Genomic DNA, 25,170 nt, shown 5'->3' with positions numbered 1-25,170 from the left:
CTAGAAGCGAGTTTGCTGCGGCGTACCTGCAGTATTAGGAGGAGGAACTATGAGCCAATCGACCCCGTCCCAAGGTGCCACATCGGCTGAGCAAAGTGGTCAGTCACCTGACAGCGAAGAGGCCCCCGGACAGGACTCTTGGCTCGCGAAGACGGGTGGGGAAGCAGGTATAACGGTTGGCTTAGTTACGCTGCTCTTATTTCTAAGGATGTTCGCAGTTGCGGACTGGAACTGGACCGTCGTGGCTTCGCTTACTGAGTCATTCAATTTTGACGATGCCTTCTCTATTCTTCTTGGCACCCTGTTTGAGCGACCCACCATTTCTGGAATCCTCATTGCCATTGCCCTACCTCTGGCCATCTACCGGGACTATTGGCTTTCCAAGAGGGATCTGGGTAAGACCCGCGCTAACAACTGGTTCATCATTGTCGTGCTCCTCGCAACCGCCTACGTGTTGACCCGGACCCTGCACATGTGGTGGGTGATCGTCTGGTCGGTAGCCCTCACAGCGCTGTTGATTCTGGTATCGAAGCTGGCGAAGCGTAAGGGCTGGAGGCGCCAGGTTGCGAGACTCGGCACTCACGTGGGTATCGTGATTGGTGTCGCTCTGCTTGCAGTTGCCTCAACAGTAGACACCCCCTGGGTTGAGAGAGAACAGATCGTCCTTCAAGAGGAAACGATCTACGGGTACGTCCTCGACAGCAACCCCGGATTCCTCAAGATCATGACGGATGATCGAGAAATCCTCATCACTCCGGACAGCGACGTGGTGAGCCGGACGATCATGGACTAGTCCGCAATCTCCGACGGAACTGTCTTCTTCTTTTCTGGCACGAACGCCAGCACTTGCACAGCGGACGTGAGCGCAATTCCTGAAATGAGCAGTGTTGCGACCACACCAAGGTTGAACATTTCAAGTTGCTTTGCCATCACCAGAAGTCCCAGAGTGAGGACGATCTTTATCATGTAGTCAAGGGCAATCCACGCAACTGAAGGATCATCAGATTCAAGCGTCTTAGATGTTGTAAACCACGACACCACCAGCATCACAGCTCCCCCACCGACGCCTGCCACCACGGAGGGCCACAGCGTACCGGAAAGAAAGAGGACAATCGCAAGTCCCAAAAGTACGAGGACGCCGCTCCCGATGAGCATCCCCGTCCTCAACCTCTTCAGGCCGCGACGCGCGGCAAGCGAGTTGACCATCAGTCATCTTCCTTGTCTACTAATTCGGCGTGAACCGGACGAAAACGCCCAGATTGCTTTGCCTCGGCGCCCTCCTGAGAACTGCTGCCCTCAGGGTCCTGCTTGTGGTGGCTAAGGGGCGACCACATATGGTCCAGATTCGGCCTCGAAATAACGGTCTGACCATCGTCGACTGCGACACGGCCCCCGGGGACACCCGTCCCCCGAGAGCGTCGCCGTGATGAACCCGCAGCCGAGGGGAACTGGAAGAGTGTCGCTAAAACTATCAGGACTGCCGCGGGAAGCGCCCACGCAAGAACTATGAGTGGCGGCATTAGTAAGAACGACACCGCAACCACGCAGGCCCAAGTCGTCCACGCATACATGATCAAGACGACCCCGCGGTGCGAATGACCATGGAGAAGCAGACGATCGTGGAGGTGCGTGCGGTCTGCCGTCATCGGACTTCTCCCGTGCGCCATACGCAGCACCGGCGTAATGACCAGATCTGCAAGTGGAATAAGTAGGACTGCCAGGGGGAGGATGACTGGAATCCACGGGGTGATCACGGACTGTTCGGTGAGCAGTGCCGGATTTGCCTGTCCGGTGACTATCAGAGTCGCCGATCCAAGCAACAATCCCAAGACCATTGCGCCAGAGTCACCCATGAAGATAGACGCCGGATGGAAATTGAACCAGAGGAACCCTATGCATGCCCCGGCCAGGGCGACGGTAACCACCGCGGCGGCTGTGGCATACGACGTTGCCCCCATAAGTCTTGTGAGGATGTATGAGTATGCGAAAAATGACAGTGAGCCGATTGCGATGACACCGGATGCCAAACCATCAAGCCCATCCACGAAATTCACGGCATTGATGATTGCGACCAAGATCAGTGTTGACACAAGCACAGAGAGCCAAGCAGATCCAACTGTGACACCAAAAATGGGGACACTGAGAAGTTGCACGCCACCCATTGCCATCCCCCCGGAGATGAGGATCTGCCCTGTTAGTTTGGTGAGCCAATCCAGCTCCCACACGTCATCAACCGCCCCCAAGAGTGCTATGGCGACCGTCCCCAAGGCAACCGACCACAGGGTAGGTGAGGACTCATATATTGGGCGCAGATAGGGAATCGCATACCCGAGTGCCAGCGCTGCTAAGACACCACCCGTCATGGCGATACCGCCAAGGCGTGGGATGGGATGTGCGTGGACGTCCCGAGCGCGCAAAGGCGTGAGGATGTTCAAACTTAGAGCCATGCGACGGACAATCGGCGTCAGCACCATCGTCACCGCCAGCGCGGTCAAGAGCACAAGCATGTATACGCGCACTCGACCCCCTGACTCTAACTATCTCTGCCCAGCCTACGCGGTGGGTCCCGCACAGTCCGGGACACTTCTGACCCGACGCTACGGACTACTTTGACTCTAGTAGGTCTTCAATCTGCTTTGCGGTCACGCCCCCGGCGCGGATTACTCGCGGCGCTGATCTGGAACAGTCGACAATCGTCGAGGGTCTGCCCAGCGGTGACGCGCCTCCGTCAATGTAGACGCTCACTTCATCGCCGAAGTACTCGCGGGCCTCATCCAAGGTTTGGGCAGCTGGCATGCCGGTTCTGTTTGCTGAGGTAACTGCCAGGGGCCCCGTTACACGCAGTGCCGAAATCGCAAGGTCGGAGCCCGGCATCCGCACGGCAATGGTGCCATTGACGGACTCAGTATCCCAACCAAATTGGGCCTTACTCGGGGCAATTATCGTCAGTGGCCCAGGCCAAAACTCCCTGGCTAGTTGCTCAACCGTCTCCCGCTGCTCCAGAGAAGTGAAATCAAGAAGCGAAAGAAGCTCCTCACATAACCCACCCAGAACAGGTGGTGGCATTGTTTGATCACGCCCTTTGGCGCCAAGCAGGCGACCAACAGCAGAATGCGAGAACGGATCGGCACCGATGCCGTAGACCGTGTCCGTTGGCAAGACAACCAGCTCACCCTTTGTGACAGCGCGCAGGAGTCGAATCTGGCTATCTTCTTCCAACCACTTCTCATCCCCGGAAGGAAACTCCAAGGTATCTCTGTACACCGCCATCAAAGCCTCCGTTTCACTACTTTACTGCTCTCAAGAAGCGTGGTCTGCCCGTGAGGTCGTCGACTGTTTCCGCACTGTAAAAACCGACATTGACAGCATGCCCGACAAGGGCTGCCCCCTGGTCTTCACCATGTTCCATCAACAGTGTTCCGTGCTTCCGAAGGAGTTCATACGCACGGGTGACGATGCCTCTTGGTGTCACCAATCCGTCCTCTCCCCCACCGAAGAGCGCGATCTCTGGGTCTGCTAGGGCCTCCGGTTGCGTTGGTGCATCTACGATACCCACGTAGGGCGGGTTGGAAACAACAAGGTCAAGAGTCTCTTCACTCCCTGCCAAAGCCCCTGTGGCATCCTCCATGCATATGCGCACCCTCGATCCGGCGGCAAACTGGCCCACTCGACGTGTGTTTGTCTCTAGGTAGCGGCCGGCCGCTGGGCTGATCTCAACCATTGTTACCTGGGTGTCAGACCTTTCGGTGGCCAAAGCCAACCCAATTGCTCCGGAACCAGCACAAAGGTCCGCAACCACGGCGCTTCCTGGCTCCAACGTAGCAAGTGCTAAGTCGACGAGCGTCTCTGTCTCCGGCCTCGCAACAAAAACCCCGGGACCCGCTTTGAGGGTGAGGTAACGGAAAGACATCTCCCCCGTGATGTGCTGAAAGGGCACTCGGGACCTGCGTTGGGAGATCGCGCTACGGTACTTCTCGGCTGCTCGTATTCCAGCGTGCGTTCGGACACCCAGTGGTTCGCCGAGAGCCCATTCCAGCAGCCACCGAGCTTCAACCTGGGGTATTCCTACACGCTCAAGTTCTCCCCGACCCCAGCGCAACAGCATCTCGACGGGGACGCTGGCGCTTTCGCGAGAATACCCGCGGCTCACCAGGAACTGCTCCTGCTCTTCGCCGGACTGCATCAGCGCAGTGACTACTGTCCGGCGGCTTCTAGTCGAGCCTCTTCATCGGCAGCAATGGCCGACTGAATGACATCGTCAAGGTTGCCTTCCAGGACCTGATCAAGGTTGTAGGCCTTGAATCCCGTCCTGTGGTCCGCGATACGGTTCTCCGGGAAGTTGTAGGTGCGGATCCTCTCAGACCTGTCAACTGTCCGTACCTGGCTGAGGCGCTTCTCAGAAGCTTCCGCTTCTCTCTGGGCACGCGCCTCCGCAATCAGTCGGGTCCGTAGCACTCGCATCGCTGCGTCCTTGTTCTGCAGCTGCGACTTCTCGTTCTGCATGGAGACGACAATCCCCGTTGGCATATGAGTGATCCTCACGGCCGAGTCCGTCGTGTTGACAGACTGTCCTCCCGGACCTGAAGAACGGTAGACGTCAATGCGCAGGTCATTCGGGTCGATTTCAACAGTATCGTCAACCTCAACCTCGGGCATCACCATCACGCCGGCGGCCGAAGTGTGGATACGACCCTGTGATTCCGTAACGGGGACACGTTGCACACGATGTACCCCGCCCTCGTACTTCAGGTGGGTCCACACCCCTTCTTCCGGTGTTGGGTTGCCCTTTGCACGGACGGCGATTGTCACTTCTTTGAGGCCGCCAAGACCCGTGTGAGTCGTCGACAGCTCCGTAACAGTCCAGCCCTTGTTGTCGGCATAGCGGGTGTACATCCGCGCGAGGTCGGCCGCGAACAGTGCGGATTCGTCCCCACCTTCACCTGCCTTAATCTCAAGAATGACGTCACATGCGTCGTCGGGATCACGTGGAGCGAGGACGGAAACCAGCTCTTTCAGCGCTTCCTCGCGTCGCTGAGAGATCTCTTCAACTTCGGCAGCGAACTCCGGGTCCTCGGCAGCCAGTTCCTGCGCCGCGGCAAGGTCACCGTCAACCTCGGCAAGCGTGTGCGCCAACTTAACGATCCGTCCCAGCTCCGCGTAGCGGCGACCCACCTTACGTGCACGGGCTTGGTTTGAGTGCAGTGTGGGATCTGCCAACTGCTTTTCGAGATCTTCGTATTCTGCGATGAGGGGGGCGACGGCTTCGAGACTGGCGTGCGTAGACACAGGATGCTCCGTAAGTTTGAAGGAAATAGGGTATGAGTGAGCGCCGACGAAATGAATCGCCGGCGCTCTTCACATCCGCTACTTCTTGTCGGCCTTCTTGCCGTAACGTGCTTCGAAGCGGGCAACACGCCCACCGGAGTCCAGAATCTTCTGTTTGCCCGTGTAGAACGGGTGGCACTCTGAACACACATCGACACGCATGGTGCCGTCGGCCACTGTGGAGTGGGTAACGAACTCGTTACCACAGGTGCATGTCACCGTGGTCTCCACGTAATTGGGATGAATACCCTGCTTCATGATGTCTCCTCAAGGATCAGTGCCCCGGGTCTGAAACCGCCCCTAGCGGGCAGATACCAGTGAACCGGAACCAGTAGGTAAGTCTGTCACTCTGAGCCGTCCAGGTCTAGCGGGCGCACCCGTGAGATCTGGCACGGCTCCTGTCATTAGTCGCCTGACGTGGTGCGGGAAGCCATCATCAGGAACTCCGCGTTCGACGAAGTCTCTTTTAGCTTGCCCAGCACTGTTTCCAGTGCCTGTGCTTGGTCGAGGCTCCCCAGCGCACGACGTAGTTTCCACATAATTGCCAGTTCTTCGGGCTTTAGGAGCAGCTCTTCACGCCTTGTCCCTGAAGCATTGATGTCGATGGCCGGGAAGATACGCCGGTCTGCGAGGCTACGGGAGAGGCGCAGTTCCATATTGCCCGTTCCCTTGAACTCTTCGAAGATGACTTCATCCATCTTGGAGCCGGTTTCAACCAGAGCTGAGGCGATAATGGTGAGCGACCCACCCTCACGTAGATTACGTGCAGCACCGAAGAACTTCTTCGGTGGGTACAGCGCTGCTGCATCAACACCACCGGACAGGATACGTCCCGACGCTGGGGCAGCAAGGTTGTAGGCACGTGACAGGCGGGTAATGGAGTCAAGGAGAACCACGACATCTTGGCCGAGTTCAACGAGGCGCTTGGCACGCTCGATTGCCAGCTCTGCGACCGTGGTGTGATCTGATGCTGGACGGTCAAAGGTAGAGGCAATGACCTCACCTTTGACGATAGATCGCATATCGGTCACTTCTTCAGGTCGCTCATCCACCAGCACCACCATCAGGTGGACCTGGGGGTTGTTGATTTCGATGGCCTTCGCCATCTGCTGGATGATCATCGTCTTACCCGCTTTAGGGGGCGAGACAATAAGTCCACGTTGGCCCTTGCCCACGGGGGCGACCAGATCGATCATCCTGGAGGTCAACGCCTTGGGAGTGGTCTCCATTCGTAGCTGTTCGCGCGGGTATTCGGGCGTCAACTTGGCGAACTCCCGCCGCTCCAGCGCCTGCTCAATCGTCATGCCATTGACTGAGTCGACACGCACGAGGGCGTTGTGCTTCTGTTGATTGCGCCCGCCACGATCGCCGTCACGAGCAGGTCGCACAGCACCGACGACAGCATCACCGCCGCGTAGACCCCAACGGCGGGCATTCCCCAACGTCACGTAAACATCATTGTTTCCCGGCAGGTAACCGGAGGTACGCACGAATGCGTGATTTGACTGAATATCGACGATTCCAGCAATGGGAATCAGCTGTGAATCATCGACTGGTTCACTGTCGGCCCCACGTGTTTGACCTTGTGTCTGCCCACCACGCTGGCCCACTTCGCGAGTCGTACTGTCGCGATTCGGGTTGCGATCCCGTCCCCGCCTACGGGAGTTCCGGTCGCGTCTGTTGCGGTTCCTATTGGGTTCCCCGCCCTCGGGCAACGCAATCTCATCTAGCGCAACCGCGCCCTGGTCACGCTGGCTGGTGGAGCCCTGCTCACGGTTGGAAGAAGAGTCCTGCTTGTCAGTGCCTCTGTTGCCTCCCGAAGTGTCCCTGCGTTCACCGTCACGGCCCTGCGCGCCGCGCCTTGAACGAACACGATCAAGATCTTCGGCAACTGCAGCACGCACGTCCACGGAAGCAGCCTCTGGCTGCCCCTCACGGGTCTCTGCAACCTTCTCTTGACGGCGCTCTCCCTTGGCGTTGGAGTCGTCAGAACCTTGCTTCTTGGCATCCGCATTAGCACGTCGAGGCGGCCGCGTGGCCTGCTTCTCCGAAGTGCTACGCGAGGGCTGGGAGAGTGCCTCTACCAGATCCGCTTTGCGCATGCGCGAAGTACCTTTGAGGCCTTGCTGAGCGGCGAGGCTCTGAAGCTCTGCAAGCTTCATTTTTCCGAGCGAAGCAACGCTTGCGTCCGATTTACTTTCCATAAGGGAAGAGGATTCCTAACTGTGGGTACCGGCGGGCTCACGCACATTCTTTTTGTGGTGAGATCTGCGGTGGCGAGGCACGAAAGCCTAAGAACAAAGAGAGCTGCGGTTCCCAGTTGGGAGCCACGTTGCGCGCCTGCTAGTTAATAGTACTCATATCTTCAGGACTTTCATCCCCGAAGCGCAAGAAAAACTACTCTACGTGCGGGGGAAATCACACGTCGAGAGTCAGCCCCTCAGTGCTCACACCGAGGTCGATAACTGCCCAACCTGAGTGCTGTGCAGACTTGACCACGTCCGCACCCAGGTCCCAGAGACACACAACCGCGGGCCCACTTCCAGAGAGGAAAGCCGCGTTACCCCTCTCCCTCAGCCATCGTATTAGGGCGACAGAGGCTGGGGAGAAGGAGGCACGATGATCCTCCAGAACGTCATCGACAGTCGCACGAACAAGCCTGTCACGCCACAGTTGATCATCACTGGTTACGGCAGGATCTGCGATTAGTGGCACCAGGGCAGCGGAGCGCCCAGAGTTCGCGGCATAGCGTGGAAATGAGACACCTCGCGGCAGCAGGCCTGGATCCAACGTTTCCTGGTCCGTGAAGCCGGGCACAAGTGCAACAGGTTGAACCGCCTCTCCCACCGGGAGCGGAAGGAAGGAGCCGCCCATAATCCTCAGGACAAGTGGCGCATCCAAGACGGCTCTGGCACGCACCTCGTTTCCCCCGAGCTTACAGACCAGATCAACGAGAACGTCCTCGTTCAACGCTTGCGGCTTTCCCAGAATCGTCCACGCGCCGTACACACCCGCGAGGAGTTCAGCCTCAACATCCCCCAGTCCAACGGAAGTGGGAATAGCCCGTCGATAGGTGAGGTGGACCCCGACCTGTGGTGCACCAACCAGATCAAGGACACCACGAATTGCTGTGATTGTTGGGTGCTTCTCAACTTCGGATGCGCTGAGCCAATGCTCTGGGGACCCCCCGGGAGTTCGGTCGATGACTCGGACCTGAGTGCCACCAGCGACCGCGCGGATTGTTACCTCATCGGAGAGTGCACACGCCATTGCAAGGCAGTCGTGGGTCGGACCGAAATCGACTGTCGTAGCGGGCACCCTGACTTTGACACGGTCTTCCTTAATCCTCATCGCTACTCCAGGCCCCTAACTTCCTCCACCACACTCAAGTTTGCACTACGGTGATGACATGCACACAGGCGACACGGACTTTGAGTTTGAACGTCGCTTCTTGGTGACATCGTTACCCCACCACCTCCTTGAGGACAACTCGCCTGACATAATCGTCCAGACCTACTTCCTAGCAAAAGATGGCTACGGACTTCGCGTCAGGCTACAAGCCACCCAGCCACCTGCCGCCCTGCCTCTGGACATAGATGGCAAGGCCGCGTTGCATCGCTTCGCAGATGAGTTTGATCTCTGCATGCTAACTGTCAAGGGCCCAAATATAGGAGGGACCCGCTACGAAGCCGAACGCCCCATTGATATAGGTGTTGGTGTGGCAATGTGTGCCCGCGGTGGGACGACGCTGGCCAAACGCCGCTATGGCGTGTGGCTTGGGGCCGACGGGTGGGTGATCGACGAGTTTTGCGGTGAGAACCGCCCCCTGGTCGTTGCGGAGTGCGAACGGACCTCTCCCGTTGTCGACCTTGAAATCCCCTCATTTGCCACCGCGGAGATCACCGGGGATTCACGCTTTTCAAATGATGAACTGGTCAACAGTCCCTACTCCGTATGGATGAAGTCCTACCTAGCTCAGCTCTCCAACCAAAGCTCACGTTTCGAGACCGGGTTTGGGAAGAACAGCTACCTATAGCACCCCTCACATACGGTCCGGCGCACTCACCCCAAGCAACCCCAAACCATTCTCTAGCACCTGAGACACCGCCTCATTGAGCCACAGTCTCGCGACATGCGCGTCATTGACTTCCTCACCGGCCCGGGGTGTGACGCGGCACTGTGAGTACCAGGCGTGATACGTCGAGGCCAATGATTCGAGATAGCGTGCAACTCTGTGCGCCTCACGCATTGCCGCAGCCTGCGCGACAATCGCTGGGAACTGAGCCAACACGCCCAAGAGGTCGGTGTCTGCTGCGTGATTCAGAAGCTCCGGGTGGAAACCCGACTCCATAACGACCCCGTGTTCACCAGCGTTGCGCGCCACCGAACGCGTTCGAGCGTGCGCGTATTGAACGTAGTAGACAGGGTTGTCGTTCGTGTTCTTTGTCAACAGGTCGAGGTCGATGACCAGTTTGGTGTCTGCTGAGACACGAACCATCGCGTAGCGCGCAGCGTCTACGCCCACGGCCTCGACTAAGTCTTCTTGCGTCACCACATTGCCGGCTCGTTTCGACATGCGCACCTGTTCACCATCTTTCACCAGGTCAACAAGCTGGCCGATGATGATCTGCATGTTCTCATCGGGGGTATCCCCAAAGGCAGCGCAGACAGCCATCATTCTGCCGATGTACCCGTGATGGTCGGCACCGAGAAGGTAGATGGCCGTGTCCGCTCCTCGCTGGCGCTTGTCAAGGTAGTAGGCAACGTCTCCTGACAGGTAGGCAGGCTCACCGTTGGATTTGATGAGAACCCGGTCCTTGTCATCTCCGAAGTCGCTTGAGCGCAACCACAGCGCACCTTCGGCTTCATAGAGCACGCCGCGATCACGCAGCGCCTCCAGAGCTCGATCAACCGCGCCAGACTCGTGTAGGGAGTCCTCGTGAAAGTAAACATCGAAGGAAACCCGGAAGTCTTCAAGCGCACTCTTTATCTCTGCGAACATGATTTCCACACCCTCGCGCCGGAATACCTCTAGCGCCTCTTCGTCCGGGAGGGAAACTGGATCAGGCTCTCCAGCCTTGACCTGCGCTTCACGAACACGGTCGGCAATCTCTTCGATGTAGAGACCCCCGTAACCATCCTCAGGGGGTTCGACTCCGCGGGCACGCGCCAGGAGTGAGTTAGAGAAGCGATCGATTTGGGTTCCGTGGTCGTTGAAGTAGTACTCACGCACCACTTCGGCCCCCGACACCTCCAGTAGGCGGGCTAGTGCATCCCCAACCGCCGCCCACCGAGCTCCACCCAAATGCACGGGCCCTGTTGGGTTTGCTGAGACGAACTCCAGATTGATTTTCTGGCCCTCAAGTGTTGTGTTTGACCCGTAGTTTGCACCTTCTGAAACGATCGTCCGCGCCAGTTCCCCCGCCGATGCGGCATCCAAACGGAAGTTGAGGAACCCGGGTCCAGCAATTTCGACGGCGGCGATGCCAGGCTCGGCCGCCAGGGTGTTGCTAAGGATCTGCGCGAGATCCCTGGGCGACATTCCCATCTGCTTTGCAAGCTGCATTGCCACATTCGTTGACCAATCCCCGTGGTCACGCGACCGAGGACGCTCAACAACGATCGACTTGGGGATATCGTCCTCGGACAAGGCCGAGGATTCGTCTGCAGCAAGACTGGTTAGGGCACCGTGCAAGAGTCGGCTGAGTTCTTCTGGAGTCATGGGCCCAGATTAGTCGCTATTGACCTAAACCTGATATTCGCCCCTGCGAGGGACAGTGAGATGTCCACAGTTCACATAATCCGGAGCTTTCCCCATTTGCGCGCTAGACGACTAGCGACGCCATCGCTTGGACTACAGACTGGCTAATAGTCGAGAAAGTGGTGAAGAGATGGAAACAAGTGATTGTCCCTCATGGTGCGTCGGCAATCATGAGACGTTAGCGTCTGCCCAAGAACAAATGTATGATCCCAACTTCTCCGACTACGTGCATGCGACCGAACCCACCCCGATCCCCGTGGTAAGTATGGTCCGCCACCGTGACGGAACCGCAATCATCGGCGGTGAAGTATTTGACGTTGTTCTGTTCCAGTACCAGTTCCATGGAAATCAGGGCGACGCCCAACTTGCCACAGAAGAATGGGTCTTTGTCGGGAGCGATGACACTGCCTTCACCGTTACACGTGAAAGCGCTGGGCGTATCTACCGGCTACTAGGAAGCGTCCTCGCAAACTAGAGAAAAGAGTCTTCGCCCGCAATGGTATCGAGTTCGGGAAGTTCCCTGGCGGGCAGAAGTTCTTCAAGCGAAACATCCAGTGAGTTAGCGATTGCCACAAGCGTCAGCAAAGTCGGATTCGCAGGAGCGTTCTTGTTACTCAGACCCTTCTCAATCCGCTGAAAGGTGTACTTGGCCAGACCAGAAGCAAAAGCAACTCGTTCCTGCGACATACTCCGCATCTCACGAATCTCTTTGATCAAATCCCCAAGTTCGCGGACGTACTCGGCCCACTCCTCGGTGTTGCCTCTCTTAGACACACCTAACCCCTTTGCTCAGACGGGGCGCGGGGCCCACTCCTCAAATGTGGTCATATGAATGTGATCACCAACCGCACTGAACCTACCACGCGAAACATGACACCATACTCCGTCCGATCTGCATTTATATATGCGGTCAGGCGCATTATGTTTCGTGTATGGTGCGCGGTTACCGAAGGTGTTCATCCATTATCTGCCGAGCTCGAATCGTGATGTCACGCCAACGGGGATCCACTTGGCCAGCCTGAACTTGACTCACGAAGTCAAGCAGCTCGAAGTGCATGTTCGCCATTGGTGCGGCATCCGGGTCACAAGAGAGCACCTGGGCTTCACCGTCGCGCGGCAGCCATTCAATCAGCGAAGGCTGACCCAGATTGTCAATGGTCAGCGCACCTTTCTCACCGATGATTGTCGAGGGCGTAACCCCTGAAACGATCTTCGAATAAACAACGTCAACCACCATGGCCCCGTAGTCCAATTGAATGGATCCCAAAGCCTCAAAACCATTCTCAAGTCGCACCGAAGTTCCCCTGTGCGTCAGGGGTGAACCAAACCAGTCCAGTGCGGGCTCGAGGCAGTACACTCCGATATCCGCTACCGCACTGTTACCTAAGGCTGGATTGAAGGCGTTCAGCACCTCTCCTGCCCGGTGGCGGTCATATCGGGACGAATACTGCAGGTTCTCAAGGTGTGCGTACCTCAGTGTCCCAAGGCGTCCAAGCGCGTTTCTTACCACCTCATGGGCGGGAGCGTGCAGATTTCGTGTGGCCTCCATTGCCACAACACCCGCCATGTCTGCCGCAGCAAAGAGATCCCTCGTCCCCTCAACACTCTCCGTCATCGTTTTTTCGACGAGGACGTGCCGCCCTCGCTCAATCGCCGCCAGCGCCTGCGGGAGGTGCACATTCGTTGGGCTCGCAATATAGACCGCATCTACAGCATCGATAATCGCGTCCAAGTTGTCGTAATACAGAGGGAGGTTGTGGCGACGCGCAAAGTCCTCACCACGCTTCAAGTCCCTAGAGAACACTGCAGTTGGAAGGACTGCCCCACCGGTGTTCTCTGCGGCCGCAACAAACCACGAACTGACAAAGTTCGTTCCGATAATTCCGAACTTCATGCCGACAGCGAGCTACTCTGGCGTCCCCTGCAAAGCGCCGCGCCCGTGAACGTAGCCGACAAGGTGGTCACGTTCCGCCTCCAGCTCATCCAGTCTTGCCTTGACGATGTCACCGATCGAGACGATACCCACCAGATCCCCGTCCTCCACAACGGGAAGGTGGCGAAAACGCTGTTTGGTCATGATTTCAGCCAAATCACGCGCCTCATCTTCTGGAGAGCAAGTAATAACCGTGGTTGTCATGATCGCCGACAGGGGATCCTCAAGTGTGAGTGCACCCCGCGCAAATCGAACCACGTCACGTTCTGAGACGATGCCCGCAAGAGAGCCTTGATCAACGACGACCACGGCGCCGATCCGTCGCTCTTGCAGTACGTCAACCAGATCGCGAATCGTAGTGGACGGTGGTAGCGAGACGACCTCACTACCCTTTGTTTTTATGATGTCTATCACGCGCATAGATTGAAAGTATCACGGCCACGCCCAATAATTAACCCCGGTCCACCGCACGGACCATGGCAAAGTAGTGCCATGGAGATTGAACTCTACGACGACCAGCGCAGACGACAGTTTGAAGACATGTTCGTCAACTACTTCACCCTGGACTTCCATGCCCCTTTCTCGGAGGCGATGATCCGCAGCGACATCGTGCCGAAGTACGTCGATCTATCCGTGCGCGGCATAGCCCCCTTACTCATGGCCTTCGAGGACGGGGAGCCGATCGGATTCATCAACTTCCAGATCGATTCCGAAGCCTCCAACTGGAATGAAAGGCCCGGCTGGGGGATGATTCGCGAACTCCACGTCGCGCAGGCGTGGAGAAGGCGTGGAGTTGGGTCCGTCCTCGCCGACATCGCCACGCGGGTGATGAAGGAATCGGGCGCAACCCGCGCCTACCTCACAACGGAGGACACCTTCGATTTCTGGGAGGCACTGGGTTGGGAAAAAACCGATGAGATGGCTCCCAACGGCGGAATCGTCATGGAGAAGACGCTTTAGGAGCGAGGTCGCAAGCGCGCTACTTCCGCGAGCCAGTCGGGCGAGGTATGCCGTGCGCTGGGCGTCGTGGACCTTCCCATCCTCTCCGACCTCGTCCGCAAAACTTGCCCCGTTCTCGGTGATGTAGATCGGGGGCAGCCTGTCGCCATACCTCTCATGAACCTCCTTGAGAGCCACCGCGAAGAACTCAGGAGCAACTGGCCAGCCGAAGCCGGTCGTTGGGTACTCGGGGAAGGCTTCGAGGCGGAAGGGCAGTGCCGCCATTGCCTCGGCCTCCCCATCCGGGCTTGTTCCTGAACCGCTACCCGCGGCCACGCGGGTTGGCATGTAGTAGTTGAGGCCGTAGAAGTCTAGCGGGGTGGAGATGATTTCCAAGTCCCCTGCGGGAACATCGGTAAGGACATCGAGGATTCCACCCAGGTAGTCCGGCACCTCCGGGTAGTGGCCAAGCAACACCGGATCTGCAAAGACGCGGTTGTGCACAATGTCGAACAGTTGCGCCATTGCAGCATCTTCCGAACTGTCGCTGGCGGGCACGACTGGCGTGTGGACATTGGTGATACCGATCTGCCCTGGCACCCCAGCCGCCCGAAGGGCCTGGGCCGCCAAGCCGTGGCCGAGAAGTTGGTTGTGCACAGTTGGTAGCGAATCAAACAGCAGCGGGACCCCCGGCGCGTGAATGCCGAGGGCGTAACCGTTCAGTGTGACAGTAGCGGGCTCATTGATGGTTATCCACCCGTCAACTCGGTCTGCGAAGCGCTGCGCAACTAGTCCCGCGAAGTCGCCCAGTCGCTTCGCTGTGTCTCGGCTTAGCCACCCGCCCTCGTACTGAACGGGAATATCCCAGTGGGACAGTGTTACAAACGGGGATATCCCCGCCTGGCAGAGCTCATCGAGAAGGCGATCGTAGAAGTCGACTCCCCCGGCATCAAGCGGGCCTGTGCCTTCTGGCTGAAGGCGAGTCCAACCCAGGGAGAGTCTGTATGCATCAGTCCCGAGCTCTTTCATGGCCCGGACGTCCTCCTCATAGCGGTAATAGTGGTCTGCCGTGACCGCCGTTGTGGATCCGTCAAGAATTCGTCCCGGCTCCGCGGCAAATCTGTCCCACACGCTGGGGGTGCGGCGCCCAATCCGTGTGGCGCCTTCAACCTGCGCCGAAGCGGTTGCGGTCCCGAGTATGAACGAGGGCGGAAGGGCCTGCGCTGTAACCAGGGGATCCCTGTGGACAGGGGTGTCGTTGTGCATTTTTGTCTCCGCTGCGAGAACCTACAAGCAAGAGTGGGACGCTCGTCCCACTTCCGTGTAGTGTATGGGTAAGTTCGTCGGGCAGCAAGGCTGAGGAGGAGAGATGGCAAGAATCCCTGTGGAGGAACGTCGTGAGGCCCTCATAGACGCAGCGTTCCGGGTCATCGGCGAACAGGGGCTCAGCCGCGCGTCAACACGCGCGATTGTTGCTGAGGCTGGAATGTCTCTGGCAAGTTTCCACTACGCTTTCGAGTCCCGCGATCAACTCCTAGAGCTGCTGATCACGGAGGTCCTGGCGAGTGAACAGAGAGCGATTCTGCCCGCAAACCTGAAGGGGAAATCACTCACCGCGCTGCTTACTGAAGGACTGCAAGGATACCTGAACCACTTGAGAGCCGACCCGGGTCGGGAACAGGCGATGCTGGAACTGACCCAGTATGCCCTGCGCTCCGCGCTCCCATTGGCCGAGGGCCAGTATGTCCAGTACACCCGTTTTGCCTTGGAATCCCTGGAGCTGGCGGCCGAGCAAACCGATTCCGAGTGGACTGTGCCTACCTCGGTGGTAGCGCGCCTACTGGTCGCTCTCACCGACGGGTTCACTATTTCATGGCTGATTGACCGAGATGACGCGCACGCGCGTGCCTCAGTTGAGGCGGCGGCGATAGCCATCGCCAGCCTCGCAAAAAGTAAGTGAAGGAGACAGCAATGAAGCTGCGTACTGACGGGCAGCTACTTCGCGATGACGCGGGACGCCACAGGGTCTTCCACGGCATCAACCTGGTGGCGAAGGGAACTGCACTCTCGGAAGGAAGCTTCGTCGATCGTGGCTTCAAGGGCCCGTGGGATGGGGCAGACATCGCTGACCTGGCATCCCGCGGTTTCACCCTGATCCGCCTGGGCATCATCTGGGCTGCAATCGAACCTCAGCCCGGAGAGTACGACAGTGATTACCTCGACTGGGTAGAATCCCAGCTTGACCTGATTGCCGCCGCCGGGATGTGTGCGGTGCTGGATGCCCACCAAGACCTCGACTCTCAAAGCTACAGTGATGGTGCACCACCGTGGGCTACCCTCACGTCCCATGAGTTCGCCGCAACGGACCTGTGGAGTGATGCCTACCTGGCGAGCCCTGCAGTTCACGAAGCACTGGATAACTTCTGGGCCAACACGGCTGGTCCCGGTGGGGTTGGCCTGCAGGATCGCTTCGCTGCAATGTGGGCGCACGTGGCGCAGCGACTGGGGAAGCACCCGGCGGTGGCCGGCTACGACCTCCTTAATGAGCCAACACCGGGAAGCGCAGCGCCTGAGATTTTTGCCAACCTCATTGGCGCCTTCGCCGCCGCAACAGGACAGGATCCTCAAGCATTGGCGGCCGACTTCTCTGATCCACAGGCAAAGTTCAGCCAACTTGACCATTTGAATGACGAGGACGTTCACCGGCAGATCGGCGATTCCCTCCATCCCCTTGTCGCGGCATTTGAGACGGAACTAGTGGCACCACTGATGGCTCGAGTCGTATCTGCGGTACGCCAGGTCGACCCACACACATTAATTTTGCGAGAGCACAACTATTTTGCCAACCTGGGGATCCCCTCGGGTCAGCCACCACTTGAGGACAGCAACTGGGCGTACTCCCCCCCCCCCCCACAGAGGAGTGCTGATCAGCGCGAAGACCCCGGCTTTGCCACCATAGCACTAAGTGGGTCAAGCGCCCCAGTTCTAACTTAGAATGGAGAAGCCCCCGATCGAGAGGTCAATGGCTATGCAGAAGATTGCCAAACCCAGACCGCTTCCCCTCCGGCATGGCCGCCCTCGGCGAAGAAATCCACGCCCGCGGTCTGAAGTTCGGGCTCTACGCCAGTCCGGGCCGCAAGACTTGCGCGAGGATCTACGACCGCTATCCGAGCGACCACCTCGGATCGCTGGGCCATGAACAGACTGATGCTGACACCATGGCGGAATGGGGCGTCGACTATCTGAAATATGGCTGGTGTCGGGCTAACAGGGTGGGCAACCATTTGCGGACCATGACGGAGGAAACCCGGGGTGTGCTCACAGACCCAGCACTGCTATCCATCGCGATGGATCCCGCGGGTCACCAGGGGCAGCGAACGGGCCGGGTCGGCAACCTGGAGTTCTGGCGCCGTGACCTGACTCACGGCTTCGCCCTCGGCATCCTCAATCGCGGACGGACAGGTGCGCGACTCAATGAAGACCTGCTTCGGGAGCGGATTGGTAACCGCATCGCCCTCGATGTCACGACGGGGACTCAGGCCCTCGACGTCGAACTTGACCCCCACGAAATGCGCATCTGGGCCATCTCCGACTCTCGCGCCGCAGGGTAGCCACACTTCGGAGGAACACCCATCGGGGGCGGGCACGAAGGATCACGCGAACAAGTCGGGTTCTACGGTGAGCGGCAAAGCCTGTCCGACCTCGTGAACCACCTCAAGATTCTTCCCTGTCGTATCAATCCGGAAGCGACTGGTCACTGCTGCTCCGGCTAATGAGCACACCATCAACCCGATCAGGATAGGTGTCTGTCCGAACCCATCTAGCAGAGTTGGAAAGAGAAACGCCGTGATGGCAGCACCCGCCTTCCCAGACGCTGCGGCGAACCCTGCTCCGGTACCACGCACCGATGTCGGGAATACCTCCCCCGCAATCAGGTAAGTCTGTGCGTTTGGCCCAGCATTGGTCATGAACTGAAAGGTAATAAACCCGGCGAAGATAAGTACGGTCTGCATCGTTGCACTTGGGACAACGGCCGACGCGGCAGCAATTCCAAGCCCTGCTGCACAGCCAACAAAACCCACGATCTGCATGCGAATCGACCCGAATCGGTCAACAAAATGAATCGCGACCAAAATCCCAACGACTAGGAACAGATCAATCATCACGGCACCCTGCGCTCCTACCAGACTGTCGCGGACAACACCCGACACCGAATCTTGCGCATCTGCGGCCTCGGCAAATGGGTCACTAAGCGCGGTGGCAATGATGACGGGTGTGAAGATACCGATTCCGTAGGTAGATAGATCCTGAAGGAACCAAGGCGCCGAAGCAAGAATCGTCGCCCGTAGCGACCCATCATGTCGGAACAGGTCAGCGTAGCTCTCCGATACTCGTTGACTGGCTGGGAGGGCATCCAGCCGCACGCCTGCCGACTTCTCACCCCGGACTTGAAGGATGCGGGCGAGTGCGTCCTCGGCCTCCGTAACCCGCCCCCTTGTCAGGAGCCAATGCGGACTCTGAGGAGTGAAGAACCTTCCCACAGTCACGAGGGCTGCGGGAAGAACCACCAGACCAAACATGACCCGCCAACTCGAAACGCTAGCGTTCGGCATGCTCAGCACAACCACCGCCAGCGTGGCCCCTGCCACCGCACCGACAGCCTGGAACGCAAAAGCGCCGAGGACGGTGCGTGACCTAGAGGATGTCGGCATTGTTTCAGACAACATGAGGTGAGCGGTGGGATAGTCACACCCCAGCGCCATACCCATGCCCAGGAGACACGCGAGTAGCACCGGAAGACTTGGGCTGATCGTGAAGCCCGCTAGAAAAACGGTGAAGAGGACCATCTCAGCGATGAACATCTTTCTCCGTCCAAGTTCATCGGAAAGATGACCGAGGAATAGGGCTCCAAGGAGGATCCCCACCAGACTCGTGGCGGTTACCAGTCCGGCCTCGGCCGAACTTAGGGCGAAGTCTTCGGTGATGAGCGGCAGGGCCATCCCGATCATGAAGATGACCAGCCCCTCAAACAGCTTTCCCGCGCTGGCGAGGAAGAAAATCAATCTTTGGATGGGCGTCTTCGCCGAACGACCTCGACCCGCCTGTGGACGTGGTGGCTCATCAAGGTACTGCTGCACAGTGAGGATGGACGCGGCTTGCTGGCCCACGGGTTACCCTTCTCGAGACTAGTCGACACATTCCACGACTGATGCTCTCAAGCAGGGGTCGCCGGATGGCACTTCCACGCTATCCCTCTGACACGATCGATGCCACCTCCTCGGGTGGACTATGCGTCACCATCTTCGGTCATCTGAGGTCGCGCTCCGTAATCAGGCTGCGACACCGCAGCCTGTGCGAGCCTGAATCTAGAATGAAGTCGTGGAGAAATACGCCGATCCCGTAGACGGTAGCGAGTACAGTCTGGCTGAGCCTCGGTGGCGCTCCGACGCCGGAAGGCCCTTGTGGATCGATCCTGGTCCTGGAATCACACGTAGCGACATTGACACTTCCATTAGCTCGCTGTGGCGTTACCACTGGGCACTTCCCGTCGAGATCCACACTCCCATTTCCTTGGGTGAGGGCCGAACTCCACTAATCGAAGCAGATTGGGAAAGTCGCAGTCGCGTCTTACTCAAGCTGGACTTCTTGAACCCGTCAGGGAGCTTCAAGGACCGCGGAACATCCGTCCTTTTCTCATATCTGCGCCAGAAAGGCATAACATCCGTCCTTGAAGACAGCTCAGGAAATGGAGGCTCCTCTGCAGCGGCCTACGGAGCCGCTGGGGGCCTGGACGTCAAGGTCTTCGCCCCCGCCTCAACATCGCCCTCGAAAATCTCCCAGGTCAAGGCATACGGGGCGAAGGTAGAACTAGTTCCCGGGCCGCGGTCTGCTTCTCAAGATGAAGCGATCCGACAGTCCGAGCGAAAGGGCTTCTACGCCAGCCATAACTGGCAGCCGTTCTTCCTCCAAGGAACCAAGACTTTGGCGTATGAAATTTGGGAAGACCTCGGGTTCCACGTTCCCGACAACGTCATTGTTCCAGTCGGTGGGGGCAGTTCCCTGCTGGGATGCTGGCTCGGCTTCCAGGAACTTGTCAACTCCAGCCAAATCGCTTCGATGCCACGCCTGTTCGCTGCGCAACCACTGAACTGCTCGCCAGTTGACGCCAGGTTCGTGTCCGGCACCGATAAGCCCGTGGACCGGCCCGTACGCCCCACGATTGCCGAGGGCACCTCTATTTCCCGCCCTCTTCGACTGGAGCAAATGATCGCTGCGCTTCGCAAAACCAGGGGAGGAAGTGTCGCCGTCACTGAGTCGAACATCGTCCGCGCGCTGGGATCTCTCTGCGATCGCGGCCTCTTCGTGGAGCCGACCAGTGCTGTCGCAGCCGCAGCATTCTCACTACTCCTTGCTGAGGGCCGCATCACGCCGGGTGAGAAGACCGTTGTTCTACTGACCGGATCCGGCCTCAAGTCCACGCAAACGATAGTGGACCTCCTGGGCAGGAGCTAACGGGGCGCACGCTTGCAGTTGGAGCACCTCCCGTCGCACCGCCGTCGCCGTGATGCTAGCCTCGCCAAGGTCAAAAGAAGGTAAGAGCCCAAAACTAGAGCTCCCAGCCAAGCGGAACATCCCTGCATACGACTGGCTGCTTACGAACATGGGATGGTTCTACATCCTTGGAGTCACCGCATTCCTGGTCTTCCTGATCATCATCGGCGTGGTGTGCGGCTTGGCCACAATATCCGTCGCCCTCGGAATGGGCAGGGGCATCAAAGTTCTCTCCACCATCAACATTTGGGCTGCGGTTCGCCTGTTGGTGTTCGTTCTGCTTGCAGGCTCCACGCTCTACACGTTGAAGGGAACGATCGAATCGTTTGGCGTTTACTTGGCGAGCCTTCCCCAACTGGCATTCTGGAACGATACCTTCGCGGATACCGGCTGGCAGAATTCTTGGACCGTCTTCTACTGGGCGTGGACCATCACCTGGTCCCCATTCGTCGGTATTTTTATCGCGCGCATTTCCAAGGGAAGGACCATCCGTCAGTTCGTAACCGGCGTGCTCGTCGTCCCCGCAACATTTTCCATCCTCTGGTTCGGGATCTTCGGCATGGAAGCAATCAACATTGAAATGAACGGCGGAGGCGGGCTGGTTGACAGGGTTGTTGGTGACAACGACATTCCCGGTGCACTTTTCGCATTCTTAGAACACTTCCCCCTTGCTGGCTTCGTATCAGCATTCTCTATCGCTCTGGTTGCCCCATTCTTCGTGATTGGGTTCTTCCAGATGTACGCCCTTTACCGCGCATTGCGCGAGGACGCTTCGGAACTGCCCCCGCTACGCACCCGTCGGTGGAAGAAAGTGCTTCCACCTGAGGAAGCAGAGCGACGCGCGGGCGATGACGCCGAGTATGAGTCTCAATACCCGGAGGAAGAGATCGTCATTGACCCGCAAATTGATGAGGAAGCACCCGAGTTCAAAGACCCCTATGTCAATGGGGATGAGGACGAGCTTGACACAAGCGGGTGGCCAACCCAGCCCGTAATATCGAGCTAAGTTGGCCACCCGAATCGTGGAGGCGGACTGACGGACTAGCGAACGCCAACTACCTCTTTTGTGATTCCTTCACTCTGATCATCGGAGAGCAAGTCCGCACTGTTTGTGGAGGAGTATTTCTGCAAGTCCAGAATCCCCTCCCGCTTCGCCACAACCGTTGGAACCAGTGCTTGACCAGCAACGTTCACCGCAGTGCGTCCCATGTCTAAAATGGGGTCGATTGCGAGCAGCAGGCCAACACCTTCCAGGGGTAGGCCCAGCGTCGACAGGGTTAGCGTCAGCATGACCGTCGCGCCCGTCATTCCGGCAGTCGCAGCGGAGCCAACGACTGCAACGAAAACGATCAGCAGGTAGTCCGAAAAGCCCAGGGGAACACCGAAGAACTGGGCCACGAAAATCGCCGAAATTGCCGGGTAGATCGCAGCGCAACCATCCATCTTGGTTGTCGCGCCGAGCGGCACAGCAAACGACGCGTATGCGGCAGGTACGCCCAGGTTACGTTGGGTGACGGCCTCCGTAACGGGCAGCGTACCGATGGAAGATCGCGAGACGAAGCCAAGCTGGATCGCTGGCCACGCACCGCGGAAATAGCTGCGAACCGACAGGCGGTTGAAAAGAAGGATCGCCGGGTAGACGACAAGTAAAACCAGGGCTAATCCGATGTAGATGGCGAGGGCGTAAGTGCCCAGCGAACCAACGGATGACCAACCGTAGGAGGCGATCGCATTTCCGATCAGACCCACGGTGCCGATCGGCGCCAAGCGGATGATCCACCATAGGGCCTTCTGAATCACTTTCAGCGCGGACGCGGTGAAGTCAAGGAATGGCTGCGCCTTGGCGCCAACGCGTAGCGCGGCTATGCCGACCACGATCGCGATGATCAAGATCTGCAGGACGTTGAAGCCGACGTTCGATGACGCGCCTGTGACGAGTCCGCCCTCGTCCGTGGCAAGCCGGGTGGAAACCTCAAGGCCCAGGAAGTTAGACGGAATCAGGCCGTTGAGGAAGTCAAGCCAAGACCCGGTACGGGACGGGTCCGCTACCGCATCGGCAGAGACCGTGGTGTTCAACCCGGGCTTCATGATGAGACCGAGGGCGATGCCAATAACAACGCTGATCAGGGCAGTAATAGCGAACCAAATCAGTGTCTTGGCTGCAAGTCGCGCTCCGTTGGCGATGCCGCGTAGATTCGCGATCGAGGCAACTATCGCCGTGAACACCAGCGGTGGAACGACGGCGCGTAGGAGCGTTACGAACGACGATCCGATCGTCGACAGCGTGACAACCAGCCAGTTGTCACTGCCGTCAGCGGCCGGCCCGATTGTCAGGGCTAACCAGCCCAGGAGTACGCCCAAGATCAGACCGATGATGACCTGGACGGAAAATGATGGCCACTTGAATCGCTTTTTCGTGGCGGTGGGTGCAGAAGACACAGTTCTGTCCTTTGTTAGTGAATGGGTGTGCCGAGTGCAATCCTGCGCGCCAAACCGTCCGCGCAGGAACGGTGCTACGACGTGGGTGTAGTGGGGCTCAACGCCCAATTGGGCGGCGGCCGGGGCGCAGAGTTATCGCTGCGGACACATCGTGAACACCATGGGCATGCAGCGACACATCTCCGAGCGGGAAAGCTCGACGTGTGTAGCGGTGATGCGCTGTGCGTTCACGGGTCCTCCACTTTCTGATGACGTTTCTTTGAGAGACGCCAAGAGGACTATAGGCAGATCCCTACCCACCAGCGCAAGGGCGTTTCACTTCCGCCGTACTCTTCCAGGATCAGAAAAAGTTGTTGAACCGCGCCGGGGTGGCAGGCGCGAACATGGCATCCCACTTCTCAACGTCCTCAGCAGAAAGGCCACGGATCATCCCAACTGTGACCAGGTCGCTCACAGAGGCAGAGGCGAAGACGAGCTCGTCGAGGGCGTTGACAGAGATGGTTGTCGGAGTGGCAACTGCAACCGGGTCCTGCGGATCCAACTTGCGCACAGAAGCGCCCTCGTCCCCGAGTTGAATCTGGAAGATCCCAGAGCAAAAGCCCATCGGATCCTCAACTGTGAATGCTGCCGAAAGGGTGGCGCTCCTCGCGGAGAAGCTGTAAGAGCGGGCCTCCAGGCATGCGACCGGGTCCAAGATGCGAGCCCAGAGAAAGTCGGAAACACCCGTCACTTTTACTGCTCGTTCGTTGACGAGTGCCAGCTGGAGTGGGTTGCTGACCGACATGTCCGCGTAGGAAACCTCTGTCTGACCCTCGATCCCGGCGAGGTGGTTCCACAGTGCAATTTCGGCACCCGGATCGGTCGCGTCCAGGTCGCGAACGCGCGTCTTCCCACCCTCAGTCACAAACTCGTACACTGCGTACCCCACCACTTCACCCGCGGGATCACGTGCGAGGACGCCACGATACTTCGACTCGTACTCCCCAGACTCCATGCTCATGAACATCTCAAGGTCGAATGTGAAGTGGCGAGAAGTGGACCCACGGGTGGTTTGGTGTGCCTTCAGGGCAACTTCACGCACGGCCTTGAACAGGTCGTCGCGTAGCGCCCAGTCAACGTAGTAGCCGTCGATCACTGCTTGGGCTTCCTTGGTCAACTTGAACTTGTCGACTTTGATCTCCACGCTTGCTTCAGACACCACACTCTGGAACCCGAATCGACCATAAATGGAAGCATCCGAAGCGGTCAGGAGTGCGAGGGGCACGCCCTCGTCAGCAGCCTGGCGCAGATTCAGTTCGATCATTGCCCGGAGGATTCCGCGACGCTTGTATGCATTGCGGACGGTGGCAGCCGTAAACATAGACACCGGAACTCTGGCGGCTCCCAGGTTTACAGACTCCCGGAACGCACCAAAGGTTCCAACGGGTAACGCACCCGCCCCACCGACGCCCTCGGGAGAATCCAAGTACGCTGCCGTAACCACCAGGTCATCTGACCCGAAGATCTTCAGCTGCGCCTCGATCGCCTTCTCCGAAAGCTGGGGCTGGTTGAAACCCATGTTGACCGCTTGGGCCCACTGCGCGCCGCGCTTGCTGTCACTGGTAGTGAACTGGGTGATAGTCACGCCGTCGGGCTTTGAGGGGAGCATGGTTGAACTCATCGCCCTACTCTATGGGGAGATGACATGGAAGAGCCACTTCAGGGGCGAGGACGACTCCAAGCAAGAGGTCAGCACCCTCCGAGACTTGGCTAGTGCCCCCTGAGATCAAACTCCTCAGAGAGCCAACCGGGCCCGCTTCCCCACGCTTCAACAATGAAGGTGCCAGTATCTCCGCCTTCAGCCATAAATCCGCGCATCCCATGAAACCCCTGCACTTCTGTCGCGGGAACCACGGTGACAGAGAGGTCACCGAGTTGCGGCTGGGAACACGAAGGGTGCGGCAACGATCAACGCGACTAGGATTCCCACGAAGATCCACCCAATCCGCGCGGTCAATCCACTCACGAACAACACCGTACCGGTCTCTGGGAGTAGCAGCCAGCAGTGCCATCCCGATGTATGGCCGTCGAGCCGCCCTGGTGAGGATATCGCGGACCTCGGCCTCCATGGACCGGCCGTGTCCCTTCGCCTGCGTGGCAAGTTGCTGCTTCGGTCGGCGCGTCACGAGGCAGCCGGGGCGATCAGCATTGCGGAACGCAATCACACGTTAAACCTGAACTC

General features: G+C 58.4%; 25 protein-coding genes and 1 pseudogene. 9 read left to right on the top strand and 17 right to left on the bottom strand.

What is annotated here, in order from left to right:
* Positions 1-49: 49 nt before the first annotated feature.
* Positions 50-793, top strand: a complete 744-nt coding sequence (locus tag H2O65_RS02270; RefSeq protein WP_182141995.1) for a hypothetical protein — start codon at positions 50-52, stop codon at positions 791-793.
* Here H2O65_RS02270 and H2O65_RS02265 read toward each other — a convergent pair.
* The 8 genes from H2O65_RS02265 to H2O65_RS02230 all read right to left on the bottom strand — a co-directional run bounded on the left by H2O65_RS02265 (position 790) and on the right by H2O65_RS02230 (position 8,676).
* Positions 790-1,206 carry a hypothetical protein gene (locus H2O65_RS02265; protein WP_182141994.1) on the bottom strand — a complete coding sequence of 139 codons (417 nt, stop codon included), beginning with the start codon at positions 1,204-1,206 and terminating at the stop codon, positions 790-792. The two genes, H2O65_RS02270 and H2O65_RS02265, sit on opposite strands and share 4 nt — an antisense overlap.
* Positions 1,206-2,519, bottom strand: a complete 1,314-nt coding sequence (locus H2O65_RS02260) for a glycosyltransferase family 4 protein (RefSeq protein WP_182141993.1) — start codon at positions 2,517-2,519, stop codon at positions 1,206-1,208. The genes H2O65_RS02265 and H2O65_RS02260 overlap by 1 nt, the downstream gene beginning before the upstream one ends.
* A gap of 85 nt (positions 2,520-2,604) precedes the next feature.
* Entirely contained in the window at positions 2,605-3,270 is a 666-nt protein-coding gene (locus H2O65_RS02255) for an L-threonylcarbamoyladenylate synthase (protein WP_182141992.1), read from the bottom strand.
* 16 nt (positions 3,271-3,286) lie between these two features.
* Positions 3,287-4,183 carry a HemK/PrmC family methyltransferase gene (locus H2O65_RS02250; protein ID WP_182141991.1) on the bottom strand — a complete coding sequence of 299 codons (897 nt, stop codon included), beginning with the start codon at positions 4,181-4,183 and terminating at the stop codon, positions 3,287-3,289.
* 11 nt (positions 4,184-4,194) lie between these two features.
* A complete protein-coding gene (gene prfA, locus H2O65_RS02245) occupies positions 4,195-5,286 on the bottom strand; it encodes a peptide chain release factor 1 (RefSeq protein ID WP_182141990.1) in 1,092 nt (363 codons plus the stop codon).
* Between the two features lie 78 nt (positions 5,287-5,364).
* Complete coding sequence (rpmE, locus tag H2O65_RS02240) at positions 5,365-5,583, bottom strand: 50S ribosomal protein L31 (protein WP_182141989.1); 219 nt, start codon at positions 5,581-5,583, stop codon at positions 5,365-5,367.
* Between the two features lie 146 nt (positions 5,584-5,729).
* On the bottom strand, positions 5,730-7,529 hold the full coding sequence (gene rho, locus H2O65_RS02235; protein WP_182141988.1) for a transcription termination factor Rho: 1,800 nt from the start codon (positions 7,527-7,529) through the stop codon (positions 5,730-5,732).
* 214 nt (positions 7,530-7,743) lie between these two features.
* The gene (locus H2O65_RS02230; RefSeq protein ID WP_182141987.1) at positions 7,744-8,676 is read right to left on the bottom strand and encodes a hypothetical protein; all 933 of its coding nucleotides are present in this window, start codon (positions 8,674-8,676) and stop codon (positions 7,744-7,746) included.
* A gap of 58 nt (positions 8,677-8,734) precedes the next feature.
* Between H2O65_RS02230 and H2O65_RS02225 the strand changes: the two genes are divergently transcribed.
* Complete coding sequence (locus H2O65_RS02225; protein ID WP_182141986.1) at positions 8,735-9,361, top strand: hypothetical protein; 627 nt, start codon at positions 8,735-8,737, stop codon at positions 9,359-9,361.
* A 6-nt stretch (positions 9,362-9,367) separates the two neighbouring features.
* Here H2O65_RS02225 and argS read toward each other — a convergent pair whose 3' ends face one another.
* Entirely contained in the window at positions 9,368-11,047 is a 1,680-nt protein-coding gene (gene argS / locus H2O65_RS02220; RefSeq protein WP_182141985.1) for an arginine--tRNA ligase, read from the bottom strand.
* A gap of 169 nt (positions 11,048-11,216) precedes the next feature.
* Between argS and H2O65_RS02215 the strand changes: the two genes are divergently transcribed.
* Positions 11,217-11,561, top strand: a complete 345-nt coding sequence (locus tag H2O65_RS02215; protein ID WP_182141984.1) for a hypothetical protein — start codon at positions 11,217-11,219, stop codon at positions 11,559-11,561.
* On the opposite strand, the gene H2O65_RS02210 is transcribed toward H2O65_RS02215, so the two are convergent.
* The 3 genes from H2O65_RS02210 to H2O65_RS02200 all read right to left on the bottom strand — a co-directional run bounded on the left by H2O65_RS02210 (position 11,558) and on the right by H2O65_RS02200 (position 13,433).
* Complete coding sequence (locus H2O65_RS02210; RefSeq protein WP_220458771.1) at positions 11,558-11,860, bottom strand: helix-turn-helix domain-containing protein; 303 nt, start codon at positions 11,858-11,860, stop codon at positions 11,558-11,560. The genes H2O65_RS02215 and H2O65_RS02210 overlap by 4 nt on opposite strands.
* 169 nt (positions 11,861-12,029) lie before the next feature.
* Positions 12,030-12,980: a Gfo/Idh/MocA family protein gene (locus H2O65_RS02205; protein WP_182141983.1), complete on the bottom strand. Its 951-nt coding sequence runs from the start codon at positions 12,978-12,980 to the stop codon at positions 12,030-12,032.
* Between the two features lie 12 nt (positions 12,981-12,992).
* Positions 12,993-13,433, bottom strand: coding sequence for a CBS domain-containing protein (locus H2O65_RS02200; protein ID WP_220458770.1), 441 nt, complete (start codon positions 13,431-13,433; stop codon positions 12,993-12,995).
* Between the two features lie 78 nt (positions 13,434-13,511).
* Between H2O65_RS02200 and H2O65_RS10615 the strand changes: the two genes are divergently transcribed.
* Positions 13,512-13,979, top strand: a complete 468-nt coding sequence (locus H2O65_RS10615; protein WP_398397232.1) for a GNAT family N-acetyltransferase — start codon at positions 13,512-13,514, stop codon at positions 13,977-13,979.
* A 48-nt stretch (positions 13,980-14,027) separates the two neighbouring features.
* Here H2O65_RS10615 and H2O65_RS02195 read toward each other — a convergent pair.
* Positions 14,028-15,224: pseudogene (locus H2O65_RS02195) on the bottom strand (glycoside hydrolase family 1 protein); the annotation flags it as partial.
* A gap of 103 nt (positions 15,225-15,327) precedes the next feature.
* On the opposite strand from H2O65_RS02195, the gene H2O65_RS02190 reads away from it, so the two are divergent.
* From H2O65_RS02190 to H2O65_RS02180, 3 genes are read left to right on the top strand one after another with little or no spacing between them, the layout of a single operon-like run.
* A complete protein-coding gene (locus tag H2O65_RS02190; RefSeq protein WP_182141980.1) occupies positions 15,328-15,918 on the top strand; it encodes a TetR/AcrR family transcriptional regulator in 591 nt (196 codons plus the stop codon).
* Between the two features lie 11 nt (positions 15,919-15,929).
* Entirely contained in the window at positions 15,930-16,952 is a 1,023-nt protein-coding gene (locus tag H2O65_RS02185) for a glycoside hydrolase family 5 protein (RefSeq protein ID WP_182141979.1), read from the top strand.
* A gap of 44 nt (positions 16,953-16,996) precedes the next feature.
* On the top strand, positions 16,997-17,569 hold the full coding sequence (locus H2O65_RS02180) for a hypothetical protein (protein WP_220458769.1): 573 nt from the start codon (positions 16,997-16,999) through the stop codon (positions 17,567-17,569).
* A gap of 42 nt (positions 17,570-17,611) precedes the next feature.
* Here H2O65_RS02180 and H2O65_RS02175 read toward each other — a convergent pair whose 3' ends face one another.
* Positions 17,612-19,126 (bottom strand): MFS transporter, encoded by a 1,515-nt coding sequence (locus H2O65_RS02175; RefSeq protein WP_182141978.1) that lies wholly within the window; start codon positions 19,124-19,126, stop codon positions 17,612-17,614.
* Positions 19,127-19,337: 211 nt separating this feature from the next.
* Here H2O65_RS02175 and H2O65_RS02170 point away from each other — a divergent pair, with 211 nt between their 5' ends.
* Positions 19,338-20,471, top strand: a complete 1,134-nt coding sequence (locus H2O65_RS02170; protein ID WP_182141977.1) for a pyridoxal-phosphate dependent enzyme — start codon at positions 19,338-19,340, stop codon at positions 20,469-20,471.
* A 52-nt stretch (positions 20,472-20,523) separates the two neighbouring features.
* Entirely contained in the window at positions 20,524-21,516 is a 993-nt protein-coding gene (locus H2O65_RS02165; RefSeq protein WP_182141976.1) for a BCCT family transporter, read from the top strand.
* A 35-nt stretch (positions 21,517-21,551) separates the two neighbouring features.
* Here the strand turns inward: H2O65_RS02165 and H2O65_RS02160 are convergent, their stop codons facing one another.
* From H2O65_RS02160 to H2O65_RS02150, 3 genes are all read right to left on the bottom strand, one after another.
* Positions 21,552-22,949 carry a dicarboxylate/amino acid:cation symporter gene (locus H2O65_RS02160; RefSeq protein ID WP_182141975.1) on the bottom strand — a complete coding sequence of 466 codons (1,398 nt, stop codon included), beginning with the start codon at positions 22,947-22,949 and terminating at the stop codon, positions 21,552-21,554.
* A gap of 340 nt (positions 22,950-23,289) precedes the next feature.
* Positions 23,290-24,609: a GNAT family N-acetyltransferase gene (locus H2O65_RS02155; protein ID WP_182141974.1), complete on the bottom strand. Its 1,320-nt coding sequence runs from the start codon at positions 24,607-24,609 to the stop codon at positions 23,290-23,292.
* Positions 24,610-24,613: 4 nt separating this feature from the next.
* Positions 24,614-25,153, bottom strand: a complete 540-nt coding sequence (locus tag H2O65_RS02150) for a FitA-like ribbon-helix-helix domain-containing protein (protein WP_182142779.1) — start codon at positions 25,151-25,153, stop codon at positions 24,614-24,616.
* Between the last annotated feature and the right edge of the window lie 17 nt (positions 25,154-25,170).

This window comes from Schaalia sp. JY-X169 (genome assembly GCF_014069575.1).
GTDB lineage: Bacteria > Actinomycetota > Actinomycetes > Actinomycetales > Actinomycetaceae > Scrofimicrobium.
This window is presented reverse-complemented; position numbering and strand designations above follow the sequence as displayed.

What these genes read in the sequence shown, in the direction of transcription:
- H2O65_RS02265 (WP_182141994.1), bottom strand. Translation starts at nt 1,206, where the DNA reads ATGGTCAACTCGCTTGCCGCGCGTCGCGGCCTGAAGAGGTTGAGGACG.
- H2O65_RS02250 (WP_182141991.1), bottom strand. Translation starts at nt 4,183, where the DNA reads ATGCAGTCCGGCGAAGAGCAGGAGCAGTTCCTGGTGAGCCGCGGGTAT.
- H2O65_RS02255 (WP_182141992.1), bottom strand. Translation starts at nt 3,270, where the DNA reads ATGGCGGTGTACAGAGATACCTTGGAGTTTCCTTCCGGGGATGAGAAG.
- H2O65_RS10615 (WP_398397232.1), top strand. Translation starts at nt 13,512, where the DNA reads ATGGAGATTGAACTCTACGACGACCAGCGCAGACGACAGTTTGAAGAC.
- H2O65_RS02165 (WP_182141976.1), top strand. Translation starts at nt 20,524, where the DNA reads ATGCTAGCCTCGCCAAGGTCAAAAGAAGGTAAGAGCCCAAAACTAGAG.
- H2O65_RS02155 (WP_182141974.1), bottom strand. Translation starts at nt 24,609, where the DNA reads ATGAGTTCAACCATGCTCCCCTCAAAGCCCGACGGCGTGACTATCACC.
- H2O65_RS02185 (WP_182141979.1), top strand. Translation starts at nt 15,930, where the DNA reads ATGAAGCTGCGTACTGACGGGCAGCTACTTCGCGATGACGCGGGACGC.
- H2O65_RS02215 (WP_182141984.1), top strand. Translation starts at nt 11,217, where the DNA reads ATGGAAACAAGTGATTGTCCCTCATGGTGCGTCGGCAATCATGAGACG.
- H2O65_RS02270 (WP_182141995.1), top strand. Translation starts at nt 50, where the DNA reads ATGAGCCAATCGACCCCGTCCCAAGGTGCCACATCGGCTGAGCAAAGT.
- H2O65_RS02225 (WP_182141986.1), top strand. Translation starts at nt 8,735, where the DNA reads ATGCACACAGGCGACACGGACTTTGAGTTTGAACGTCGCTTCTTGGTG.
- H2O65_RS02190 (WP_182141980.1), top strand. Translation starts at nt 15,328, where the DNA reads ATGGCAAGAATCCCTGTGGAGGAACGTCGTGAGGCCCTCATAGACGCA.
- rpmE (WP_182141989.1), bottom strand. Translation starts at nt 5,583, where the DNA reads ATGAAGCAGGGTATTCATCCCAATTACGTGGAGACCACGGTGACATGC.
- argS (WP_182141985.1), bottom strand. Translation starts at nt 11,047, where the DNA reads ATGACTCCAGAAGAACTCAGCCGACTCTTGCACGGTGCCCTAACCAGT.
- H2O65_RS02230 (WP_182141987.1), bottom strand. Translation starts at nt 8,676, where the DNA reads ATGAGGATTAAGGAAGACCGTGTCAAAGTCAGGGTGCCCGCTACGACA.
- H2O65_RS02205 (WP_182141983.1), bottom strand. Translation starts at nt 12,980, where the DNA reads ATGAAGTTCGGAATTATCGGAACGAACTTTGTCAGTTCGTGGTTTGTT.
- rho (WP_182141988.1), bottom strand. Translation starts at nt 7,529, where the DNA reads ATGGAAAGTAAATCGGACGCAAGCGTTGCTTCGCTCGGAAAAATGAAG.